This window comes from Actinobacillus equuli (assembly GCF_900636745.1).
Lineage (GTDB): Bacteria > Pseudomonadota > Gammaproteobacteria > Enterobacterales > Pasteurellaceae > Actinobacillus > Actinobacillus equuli.
Map to the genome: position 1 here is coordinate 2,381,724 of NZ_LR134310.1, position 13,182 is coordinate 2,394,905.

The 13,182-nt window shown below is 38.7% G+C and carries 2 protein-coding genes; both read left to right on the forward strand.

The window, feature by feature from the left end; genetic code table 11:
* Window positions 1-126: 126 nt before the first annotated feature.
* Complete coding sequence (locus EL121_RS11230; protein WP_081978353.1) at window positions 127-1,830, forward strand: ShlB/FhaC/HecB family hemolysin secretion/activation protein; 1,704 nt, start codon at window positions 127-129, stop codon at window positions 1,828-1,830.
* Between the two features lie 80 nt (window positions 1,831-1,910).
* Window positions 1,911-12,935 carry a YopT-type cysteine protease domain-containing protein gene (locus EL121_RS11235; RefSeq protein ID WP_039196794.1) on the forward strand — a complete coding sequence of 3,675 codons (11,025 nt, stop codon included), beginning with the start codon at window positions 1,911-1,913 and terminating at the stop codon, window positions 12,933-12,935.
* Window positions 12,936-13,182: the final 247 nt, after the last annotated feature.

The window sequence follows — 13,182 nt, forward strand, 5'->3', positions numbered from 1 at the left end:
TTTTATATTACAATCTATAAATTTACTTAAAATTACTTTTTTTCGTGAAAAAACTGTAAGTTAATTGTAAGTTAATATAAAATTCGTAGACATAATATTTCGGAACCTATTACCCATGGAGCAATTATGTCTAAGAAGTATGAAAAAACGCTACTTTGTATGCTGTGTTTATCTGCGGCGATGGCGAATCAGTCAGTGACTGCTGAGGAAAAAGACCCTTTAAGTCAAGAGATACAACGGTTAAAACACCAACAAACCATAAATGAAGCAGAAGAAAATTTACAAAGGGCTGAAAAATTTCTAGACGCTTCCCAAGAACAAACTTCCTCTCCCATTTTAGATTCCAATGCGGAACAGAACGGTCAGCAAATTACACAAATTGACATTGACCTTAATAAACAAACGTTCGCATTAAATTTTAATCCTGTTATTGAAAAATATAAGCATCAACCGCTGAGTTCGGCAGTTGTACTCAATTTAGTTAAAGAGCTCACATCCGTTTTATATGATGCGGGTTATGTCACGAGTGCTATAGGTTTAAAAGACAAAGCGATAGAGAATGGCCATCTTACTTTCATTGTTCACTGGGGCATGGTGAATGATATTTATGTAAACAATGAGAAGCCAAGTACTTTTAAAGATAGGGCAATGGTATCCGTTTTACCTAATTTAAAAGATAAAGTCTTTAATGTTCACGATATCGACCAATTTGTAGAAATCCTCAATACCAATAATAAAGAGGCGGAAATAAAAGTCTTGGCCAGCGATGAATATGCGAAATCGAATCTAAATATAGTTACCCAGCGAAATAGTTTACCGACATTAACGTTAGGTTTTAATAATTCAGGGGCAGAGAATAATCGCAATGGTCGTAATCAGGTTACGGCGAATATTACTTGGAGCGATGTATTAGGTACAAATGACACATGGGCATTTCAAACAGGCTACCGTTTTTATAAACAACACACAAAAAATAATCAACAGAATTATTCATTAAGTTATGTTCAACCGTTTTCATACTACACATTTGAAACTCGAGTATCCCAATCTGATTATGAAAAAGAGTTAAAAGGTTTTAATACTTATTCTTCTTCAGGCAAAACGCAAACGGCGAATATCAAATTATCGCGCTTATTGACACGTAACAAAAGCAGTATGCTATTTGCGTATAGTGAATTCGAGTTCAAAAAGCGTCAAAACCACGTAGCCAATCGTCTAGTGGGCAATTTACATCATAATAAAGTCACTGTGGGTTTATCTCATATTAGCCAGCTTTGGAACGGTAAATTATATAGCGATGTTTCTTATACCAACGGTTTGAACTGGTTTAATGCGAATAAGCTGGCTTATGACACTAAGGGGGAAAAGACTTTACGTCTTGTTTCAACGTCACTCAACTGGCATAAACCGGTTGAATTATTTAAACGAAATGCGAGTTATCAAATGCGTATTGGTGGACAGTATAGTTCTGACAGTTTGTATTCGGATAATCAATTTTCAATAGGTGATGAATATACGGTAAGGGGTTTTAAAGGAAGCGTATTATCCGGTGATAAAGGGGCGTATCTATCGCAAACCTTAACCTTACCGTTTTATCCGCAAAAGGCTTATTTATCGACATTATCCCCTTTTATTGGTGTTGATATTGGACGCGTGTACCAAAAATCACCTAAATTAAATAAGACATTATCGGGAATTGCAGCAGGGATGAAAGCGCAAGTGAAGAATATGTCTTTATCATTTACTTATGCGAAACCATTGCAGACATTGGCAACAAGACCAAATCACAAATCGCCAGTGTATTACGTAAACGGTTCAATTACTTTCTAATATGATTTTTATAAGGGGTTAAGGCATTATTTTGAGGTAGTGCTTTAGCCACAATAACAAAAACCTGATAAGGAGAACATATGAACAAAAATCGCTATAAACTGATATTCAGTAAAGTGAGAGCGTGTTTAGTCCCTGTAGCTGAAAATATTAAATCAGCACAAGATAGTGGCTCATCATCAAATGTTGCAGAAAGCCAAGAAGAGGAAAGTGCCTGTGAGGTTGCACTGACCCCGCTTTCGGCGAGCATTAAAGCGGGCTTAATGCCGACTCAATTTAATCCATTATTTAAATGGAAAAATATCTCGTTTTTATTATTGACCGGTGTAACCTTGCCTGCATTTGCAGAATCAAGCGCAGTGGTTGACCAACAGTTTAAAGATAAAACGACCATTACGGAACGAGCTCGAGAGAGTGGTAAAGGCAATATATTAATTATTGATATTGCCAAACCGGAAGCGGATGGCGTATCGGATAACCGTTTTTCGAAATTTAATGTTCCAAACAGTGCAGTATTCAATAACTCGTTAGAAAAAGGGACATCACAGCTGGCTGGCTCATTGGAGAAAAACAAACACTTTGATGATAAAGCTGCAAAAGCGATCTTAAACCAAGTAACAGGCCCAGAGATGAGTAAAATCCAAGGTGGTCTAGAAGTATTTGGTCAGAAAGCGGACTTAATTATCGTGAACCCAAATGGTATTGAACTTAATGGGGTGAAAACGATTAATTCTGATCGTTTTGTCGCGGCTGCGGCAAATGTTACGGAGAAAGGTAAATACGATAAATTAACCACTTCAAAAGGTAAAGTGGTAATTGGCGCCAATGGTGTAGCAACGAATGGTTTGTCGTATTTTGATGTAGTGGCTAAGACTATTGAGCAAAAAGGGACGATTGGTCCAGAGAAAGATACAAAAAATCATCCGACTGCGAATATCACTTTTGCTGCGGGTAGTCTAGATTATGATTTAAAAACGCATAATATCAAAGCTAAAGAAGATAAAACTGGAAACAAGTTTAGAATCAAGAGTAAAGACGAAAGTGAGATTGCAATTTCAGGCGAATTAGCAGGCGCAATGTATGGTAAGAATATTCAATTTATTACCACAGATAGCGGTGCAGGGGTAAATCACAAAGGAACAATTCTTTCGGAACAAGATATTAAAATTGCTACTAAAGAAGGTAGTATTACCGTACAAAAAGTGCACGGTAATAAAATTGCTGCGGAAGGTAAAAACTTTGAAGTTGCACAAAAAGGCTTGGTTCGAGCGAATGAAAATATAGATTTAAAACTAAGCGAAAGTGTAACGTTAAATAACGAATCAAAAATTGCATCTAAGAAAACGAGTATTCAAACTAAAAAAGCTACTATCAAAAATAATGCAACACTTATTGCAACTAATCTGGATGTAGATGCTAAAAATCAGATCATTAATGATGGTAGTTTAGTGGCTCGTACCAATAAACTGAAAACAAAAAAATTGCTTAATAACAAGCAAGGTGAAATTTTAGCTGAGAATTTATTAGATATTACGGTTCAAGGTGAAAAAGATAAAGAATCAAACGGCTATCTTAATCACGGTAAAATAAAAAGTAATAATGAGGCTATTCTCTCATTTTCGAATAATAGTAGTTATGTTAGCCAAGGAATTGCCTTACCGGAGGCTAAAGAACATTTAATCATAAATACAAATAATGCTGAAATTTCTCAAAAAGATGAGTTTCAGCAACAATCGAAATTAACAATTAATGCAACCGGTAGATTTGTTAATAATGGATTATTAACAAGTGCGAAAGAGTTAAATATTAATACTCAAAATGATATTACTAATAATGGCTTATTAGGTGCTAAGAATATCTTGAATTTAGTTTCTAAACAAGGAGATATAGTAAATAGCATTAATTCTACTTTACATTCTGAGGGTAAGTCATATCTAGATGCTAAAGATAAAGTCATAAATTTGGGTGAGATTTATTCAAAAGGGAAGATCCATGTTAATGCATTAGCTTTAGAAAATAAGGCTGTCGTGACTGGTAATGTAAATAAGACGGATAAAAGGCATTCGAATACACGTTATCCGTCATATAGAGCACGTTATGATGAAATTACGGTTGAGGGATTATTTTCTGAATTACAGCCAGATGCAAATATTAAAGTGAAGAATATAGGGCGGATTACATCTGAAGATGGATTAGAATTTACCTCAAAGGATAAAGCAAATTCTTCTATTATTAATAACGGTATTATTAATGTAAAAGGTGATTTGAAGTATGATGCCAAAGTATTTCTTAATAATATGGATGGAGTTAAAGTAGATCTCTATAAAGAATTATTCATAAATAAAAATAAAATAACAGTTAAATTTCAGCCAAAATTACCATTATTCACACTACCATTAGCAGCAAAAGTAGTATATGAATTTGAGAATTTAGGCACGTTAATGGATTATGTTTTTGATGAATCAAAACATATTGTTACTTCATTCTATTATGCGGATAAATTAGAAGTTCTAAATGCATTAAGGAATATTGCATCTCCAACTTTACAGAAAAGTTTGTCGGCTGTTTTTGGTGCTGGATGGGATAGCAATGCAACCTATTCATTTACTGGTAATTCGACACATTATGATAGATTAAAGAAACGTTGGGAAGCGTTTAGAAAAGATTCTATACAAGTAAATTTCTACCCTAATGCAAAAGCAAAAGTCTTTGCAGATAAGATTATTGGTGGTAGTGAACATGATACAAGTTCATTCCAAAATGGAGCATATTCTGAGAAGGGAGATGCATCAAAACCAACTAATGAATTTAGAGTGGGTAAACATTCAATTCTAGTTCCTGATCCAATCTTTGAATCTTATACCAATAAGATCCAAGAAAATAGTAACAGTTTAGATTTATCGACATTAGCGGAATTATTATCTCAACCGTATTTATTTATTGATAAATCCAAGTACCGTGAGAACGATAAGAAAGATGAGCCGAAAGACTTCTCTTTAAAAGATAAAGATGATCAGAAATTGTTAGAAGAGACGGAGCAAGAAAAACAAAAAAGAGAACTTGAACGTCAAAAACAAGAGCAACAAGAGAGACTAAAAAGAGAAGAAGAGGAAAAACGAAGAAAAGAGGAAGAGGAGAAAAAGACAGAAGAACAACGTAAATTAGAAGAACAACGCCGTTTAGAATATGAGAAAGCATTAGAAGATGCGCGTCGTAAAGCAGAAGAATTAGAGAAGAAAAGAGCAATTCCTGAACGAAAAGATTTACCGAACGTGGAAACAGAAGGACTTTATCGTACAAGGCTGCATTATATAAACCAAGAAGATTATATTGGTGGTAAATATTTCTTTAATAAGATTGCGCCCCGTGACGAAGAGTTAAAAAATGTACAAACCATAGGTGATAATTATTTTGAGCATCAATTAATTACGCGTTCTATTGAGAAAAAAGTAGATAACCATTTATCACTAAAATATAACTTAACTGATATCCAATTAGTTAAGAAATTAATGGATAACGCATATTTTGAAGCAGAAGATCTAAAATTAACTTTAGGCCAGGCATTAACGGAAGAACAGAAAAAGAATCTAAAAGAAGATATCATTTGGTATGTGAAAACGGAAGTAAATGGCAAAGAGGTGTTTGTACCTCAAGTTTATTTTGCACAACAAACGCTTGATGATGCAGAAAAATTCCGAGGAGTCGGAAATGCAGTCATTAGAGCAAGAGAAATCAATGCAAAAGCTAAAGACATTCGTAATAGTGCGACGATTGCTGGTGATGATGTAAATTTAAGTGCAGAAAATAAAGTTAAAAACCGTGGTGATATTCTCAGTAAAAATGAAACTCGCCTGTATGGTAAAAAAGGTGTTGAAAGCAGCGGAACAGTGTATGTTGATGAGAAAGGCAATACCAAAGTACGTAAAGCTCGTATTAAGTCAGAAGGCCATTTACATCTAGAAACTGATTCTGAAAGCTCGGTTGATCTTACTGCAAGTGAGGTTAAAGCTAAAACAGGACAAGTTAAATCTAAAGATCTGAATTTAAATGATACTCATGAAACAGAACGCTCGCATGAATATCAAGAATATAGCTATAAACTTGGCGCACTTAGTCTCCCTGGAGGTCATACAACAACAAATACTTCCGAGGCTAAATCTGTAGGAACTGAGGCTGAATTTGATCACTTACATCTATCTTTACATGGAGATGTGAATCAAAACGGTAGTAAGTTGTTAACTAATCGTACTACAGGTGTAGTAAAAGGTGATTTCAATACAAAAGCAGGTAAGAATATTTCTCATCGTGAAGTAGATACTTTCCATTTAGGTGGAGAAATTTCAGCTACAGCAAGCGGTGGCGGTTCAACGGTAGGTATTTCTCTTTCTGAAGAAGGCAAGCAGGTACATAACGGCAAATCTAATACTGCAGGTGTGTCAGCTGGTTCAATGCTAACGTTGAATTGGAAAACGAATAGAGAAACGAATTTAACACATAAAAATAGTGAGTTTACAGCAAAAAGTGGTGAACTCTATGTGTTGAAAAAAGCAGATATTGGTGGCGTTGACATCAATAAAGATTTGCAAGTTCCAGAACCTAAAGGTGCCCCTGATAAAGCGAAAGAGTTAGTACAATCGGAGAAAGAAAAAGGTACAGAAGCTACGAAAGAATCGACTACTCCGCAGCAACAGGATACGCAAGATGCAAAAGCTAAGAAAGCTCCGCCTAAGTTTAAAACATTAAGCGAAGAGGAGATAGCTAAGGAGCTTGAAACAAAAGATCGTTCATTCTTTGAGCAGCATAAGGCGCATGAGGCTGAAGATCAGAAAAAAGGCTTTACATTATCAGCAAAACAAGTCGTTTCAACGAAAGCGAAAGATGAGAGAGATACATATTCTTCAAAAGTCAAAGTAGGCTTTGGAATAGAAACTGAAGGGCATTCTGCGATTGCTGATGCAGTAAGTAATTCTGTTAGACAAATTAGGGATGCTCAAAAAGGGGTGAAACAAGATGGAACAGCGGCATTACAGCAGTTGAGCGATGCGGCAAATCTTGTTACAGGCGATTTAGTTGGCGGATCTGCTAAGCAAAAAATTGAATTTGGTGTAGATGTAAATGAATCAACTCAAACCTCTGATAGCCGAACTACGATAGGAGGAAAAACCAATTTAGTTGCTAGAGAAGGAAGTATTGAATTAAATAATGTTGAAACAACAGAAGATAGTCAAATTTCCTTGAAAGCGAAGGAAAATGTCAATGTCAATGCAGGCGTGACAGATACTTCGGAAACATCAAAATCTGTTAATGCTAAATTATCTCGAGGTGTTTCTGCTGGTTGTGGTGTAATGGCTCAGGGTTGTACTGTGGGTGTCTCAGGTGGGATTTCAGGCGGATTCTCTCTAGTTGAATCTCAATCTAAAAAACATCAAAATAGTTTATTAAAAGGCAAAAACTTAAGTGTCGAAACCGGTAAAGATTTTAATCTTTCTAGCTCGAATATAGATGTGGATCACCTTCATCTAAATGTTCAAGGCAAAACGAATGTTGAATCTAAACAAGATACTTATTCACGTAGCGAAAAAGGTCTTAACTATAGTGCTTCAGCTGGTGTAGGTATAACGACTTCATTATCGGTTAAACCAAACGGTAGTGTCGGACTTGGCTTTACTCTCGAAAATGAAGAAAGCAAAAAAGTAAATCAACAAGCGGGTATTTCAGCCAATAAAATTACAGGTGAAATTAATGATCTTAATTTAGTTGGTGCATACATCGAGAATCGTCAAGGTAATGCGGATGATTTCCGTGTAAAAGGTGATGTTACAGCTAAATCATTATCAGATTCTCACAATAAAGATGGCGGTAGCTTTGGTGTTGCAGCTGGGGTAAGTGAAACTGGTATTGCACAGTTTAATGTTAATGGCGGACGAGCAGAACAGAAACATTATGAAGCTACTCAACACTCTACATTGTCCGGTATTAAGACTGAGAAAGGCGTAAAAGGTGAAGTAAAATCAAATCGTAATGACGCAACTCAGGTTACACGAGATGATACTTACGCAAGTACGAACTTTAGTTTCGAAGTTGCGGATCTAGTAGAAACAGGTAAGCGTGTAAAAGATAAAGTAAAAAGCAGAACAGGTGCGAAATCTGTACAAGATGATGCTTCTAGCAATACTTCGGCAACACGTCGATCAAGCCAAGAAGAGCATATTTATGAAGAAATCTCAGATTATTCACTGTTATCTGCGCCGAAAGCGAAAGCAGGGACATCAGATATCAGAACGGAATATGCAGAAGTAGGTCCGGCGGCGACACCAAGAAGTGCGAAACCGGGTGCAGCGGAGCATATTTATGAAGAAATCTCAGATTATTCACTGTTATCTGCGCCGAAAGCGAAAGCAGGGACATCAGATATCAGAACGGAATATGCGGAAGTAGGTCCGGCGGCGACCCCAAGAAGTGCGAAACCGGGTGCAGCGGAGCATATTTATGAGGAGATTTCGGATTATTCACTGTTATCTGCACCGAAAGCGAAAGCAGGGACATCAGATATTAGAACGGAATATGCGGAAGTAGGTCCGGCGGCGACACCAAGAAGTGCGAAACCGGGTGCAGCGGAGCAGCATATTTATGAGGAGATTTCAGATTATTCACTGTTATCTGCGCCGAAAGCGAAAGCAGGGACATCAGATATTAGAACGGAATATGCGGAAGTAGGTCCGGCGGCGACACCAAGAAGTGCGAAACCGGGTGCAGCGGAGCAGCATATTTATGAGGAGATTTCAGATTATTCACTGTTATCTGCACCGAAAGCGAAAGCAGGGACATCAGATATTAGAACGGAATATGCGGAAGTAGGTCCGGCGGCGACACCAAGAAGCGCGAAGCCAGGTACAGCGGAGCATATTTATGAGGAGATTCCGGATCTCACACCGTCATCTACACCGAAAGTGAAAGCAGGGACATCAGATATCAGAACGGAATATGCGGAAGTAGGTCCGGCAGCGACACCAACACCAAGAAGCGCGAAGTCAGGTACAGCGGAGCATATTTATGAAGAGATTCCGGATCTCACACCGTCATCTACACCGAAAGTGAAAGCAGGGACATCAGATATCAGAACGGAATATGCAGAAGTAGGTCCGGCAGCGACACCAACACCAAGAAGCGCGAAGTCAGGTACAGCAGAGCCGATTTATGAAGAGATTCCGGATCTCACACCGTCATCTGCACCGAAAGTGAAAGTTGTAAAAGTGGAAGAAGCGCCACCGGCATTACCACCACGACCACGTTCAGCAGAGGAGAATGCGAACAACAATAACAACAATAACAATAATGACAATGACAGCCAAAGTCAGCGTTCATTATCTCAAGGCGCAAGTGCTTCAAATGAGGCTGCTGCAACTCCTACAGAAAAAGTGTCGTTCTTACAAAAAGTGAAGAATTTCTTTACAGGAACGAAAGCTAAAGTAGAGAAGAAAGCGGAGTCAAGCGAAGTTAAATCATCAGAGGTGAGCAATAAGCCAAATTATGATGATTTGGAAGACAGCTTAAATCTGAAAGATTTATTAGCGTTAGAAACGAAGCGTAATGAATCTTTTGAGCAAAAAGTCTTGAAAAACGAAGATTTCTTGAATGAAGCGAGAGAATCGGCGAAGAAATCGGTACCGGAGTCAGTGATCAAGCAGATGGGTAACTCACCGGAGCTGGATGAGATCTTGACAGATGGGGCGAAGCGAGTGGAAAGACGCATAAATGAAGCGTTAACGTTCCAACCGAAAGCGGAAGAATTTGCAGAAATTCAACAATTGGTGAAACAGTTACCGAAAGGTGATGCGATTGAAAGCGTAGAGGAAAAAACGAGACGTATTACAGAAGCGTTAGCGGAGACCTCAAAAACGATTCAACGTAATCCGAAGTTGAAAGAAGAAATTGGAGAAGCGATAGGCGAGTTCTTAAGACGTAGCCAAAACGAGGATTTAACTGTAGAGATGATTGAAAAATTAAATCACGGTTTACGTCCGGATGAAGGCGAAGGTCGCGAGCTTTATAAGAAAGAGACGTTGACGAAAGAGAATGCGGTATTCTCAAGTCCGGCATCGTCAAAGATCCAATTAGCGGAAACGGTAGCCTTTATTAATCAAGCGAAAGCAAATGGCGTAGAGCCAAGCGTATTAGCGGGATTAGTGTACCAACGCTTAATTGCTTACCATCCGTTTGCGGAAGGTAATGGTCGAATGGCGCGCGTATTAGTGAATAAATTGTTGTTAGATGCGGGTTACCCGGCGTTTACGAAGTTTAGAGAAGACTTTGAGACACAAATTATTCCACAAACGGAAGCGGGTGCTAAATCAGCGACCAGCAGTGAAGTTATCACGGAGTTCTTAAAAGAGCTTAAACAGAAGCCATTACCGAAAGTGACAGAGGCATCTTCAGCAGGTAGCGTAAGCAAACCGGTTGTCCCTGAGGTTGATACGGTGCAAGAAAAAGCCCGTGTAATTACCACAGAGGACAGTGATTATGCGGAGATTGATGCGCCAGTGTCACCGAAAACACCGAAAGTGACGCCAAGTGAATCGACAGCTCAAGCTAAAGCGGAATCAGTTGAAGCGGCAAGTGAAAAACCTGCAGTTGAAGCGATTTACGCAAAAGTGAATAAGTCACCGGAAGCGGTAGCGGAAGCAAATGCGAAAGGTGATGAGGCTGCGAAGCAGCTAGGTGATCCACGTGTGAAAAAAGCGGAAGTGGAAGAAGCGCCACCGGCGTTACCACCACGACCACGTTCAGCAGAGGAGAATGCGAACAACAATAACAACAACAATAACAACAATAACAACAATAACAATAATGACAATGACAGCCAAAGTCAGCGTTCATTATCTCAAGGCGCAAGTGCTTCAAATGAGGCTGCTGCAACTCCTACAGAAAAAGTGTCGTTCTTACAAAAAGTGAAGAATTTCTTTACAGGAACGAAAGCTAAAGTAGAGAAGAAAGCGGAGTCAAGCGAAGTTAAATCATCAGAGGTGAGCAATAAGCCAAATTATGATGATTTGGAAGACAGCTTAAATCTGAAAGATTTATTAGCGTTAGAAACGAAGCGTAATGAATCTTTTGAGCAAAAAGTCTTGAAAAACGAAGATTTCTTGAATGAAGCGAGAGAATCGGCGAAGAAATCGGTACCGGAGTCAGTGATCAAGCAGATGGGTAACTCACCGGAGCTGGATGAGATCTTGACAGATGGGGCGAAGCGAGTGGAAAGACGCATAAATGAAGCGTTAACGTTCCAACCGAAAGCGGAAGAATTTGCAGAAATTCAACAATTGGTGAAACAGTTACCGAAAGGTGATGCGATTGAAAGCGTAGAGGAAAAAACGAGACGTATTACAGAAGCGTTAGCGGAGACCTCAAAAACGATTCAACGTAATCCGAAGTTGAAAGAAGAAATTGGAGAAGCGATAGGCGAGTTCTTAAGACGTAGCCAAAACGAGGATTTAACTGTAGAGATGATTGAAAAATTAAATCACGGTTTACGTCCGGATGAAGGCGAAGGTCGCGAGCTTTATAAGAAAGAGACGTTGACGAAAGAGAATGCGGTATTCTCAAGTCCGGCATCGTCAAAGATCCAATTAGCGGAAACGGTAGCCTTTATTAATCAAGCGAAAGCAAATGGCGTAGAGCCAAGCGTATTAGCGGGATTAGTGTACCAACGCTTAATTGCTTACCATCCGTTTGCGGAAGGTAATGGTCGAATGGCGCGCGTATTAGTGAATAAATTGTTGTTAGATGCGGGTTACCCGGCGTTTACGAAGTTTAGAGAAGACTTTGAGACACAAATTATTCCACAAACGGAAGCGGGTGCTAAATCAGCGACCAGCAGTGAAGTTATCACGGAGTTCTTAAAAGAGCTTAAACAGAAGCCATTACCGAAAGTGACAGATGCGTCTTTGGCAGGTAGCGTAAGCAAACCGGTTGTCCCTGAGGTTGATACGGTGCAAGAAAAAGCCCGCGTAATTACTACAGAAGACAGTGATTATGCGGAGATTGATGCGCCAGTGTCACCGAAAACACCGAAAGTGACGCCAAGTGAATCGACAGCCCCAGCTAAAGCGGAGTCAGTTGAAGCGGCAAGTGAAAAACCTGCGGTTGAAGCGATTTACGCAAAAGTGAATAAGTCACCGGAAGCGGTAGCGGAAGCAAATGCAAAAGGTGATGAGGCTGCGAAGAAGCTAGGTGATCCACGTGTGAAAAAAGCAGAAGTGGAAGACGTGCCACCGGTGTTACCACCACGTAATATCGTAAAGGTTGAACCAGAAGTAGCGAAAGCAACACCGGTTAGTGATCGAGTAAACAATCGTGAACTTGCTGAAAAGCCACGTGCATTCCTTGATAAGGTCAAAGACAAGTTCCAACCACTTAAAGTGAAAGGAAAGATTAAGGATGTGCGAGAGTCAGCAAAAGCATATGATGGTGAAGTAAGCTTCCCGTTTGCCCAATCAAAAGGTGAAGTGTATAAAGAAATCATCAAACATGCGGAAACGCAAAATGGTGTTTGTGAATCGACCTGTGCGCACTGGATTGCAAAGAAAGTCCAAGATGACCAATCATTATGGGATGATCTTTACAATGGAGGAAGCAAGGCGGGTAAATTGAACCAAGAAGCGATTGATTCAATCAAGAAACTTCAAAGTGAGTTTATCAATGCGGGTTCAGCAACTCAGCAATTTAAATTAACGGAGGAATGGCTTTCAGAAAAAGGCGTAACCGCGAAACAGAAGAAAGTGGGTGATTTTAGCCGCAAAGATGAAGTTTCGGGTACAGTGTCAAGTAAGAACATTGATGCTTTAGTGAAAGCGATTTTAGATACAGGTTCACAAGAGACTGGTATCAAGAAAATCTCAATTAATTTGAAAGGGGGTTCACATACTGTTTCAGCCGCGGTAGAGGGTGGTAAAGTAGTGTTCTTTGACCCGAACTTTGGTGAAATAACGTTTTCAAGCCACGATAAATTTGCGGAATGGATGAAAAAAGCCTTTTGGCAAAAGAGTGGTTATGCGGGAACGGATAACGAAAAACGTTTCTTTAATGTTGTAAATTACAATTTATAGTTTATTGTGATATAGATATTATAAGACGTATATGATGATTAAAAGGTTAATTCTGAGTTTTTGGAATTAACCTTTTTTATTTGATAAAGGAGAAGTGATGAATATAAATGATCTTATAAGGGCAAGAACGGGTTTATACGCGGGAATCAATTAGAACTAATAGAGTTGTATTTTTTATTTAAAAAAAACAAGCGGTTAAATCCTTCGAATTTTTTGCAAAATCTTCGGGAAATTTAACCGCTTGTTT

Excerpts from the sequence above, each read along its gene's own strand:
- EL121_RS11235 (WP_039196794.1), top strand. The coding sequence starts at position 1,911 with ATGAACAAAAATCGCTATAAACTGATATTCAGTAAAGTGAGAGCGTGT.
- EL121_RS11230 (WP_081978353.1), top strand. The coding sequence starts at position 127 with ATGTCTAAGAAGTATGAAAAAACGCTACTTTGTATGCTGTGTTTATCT.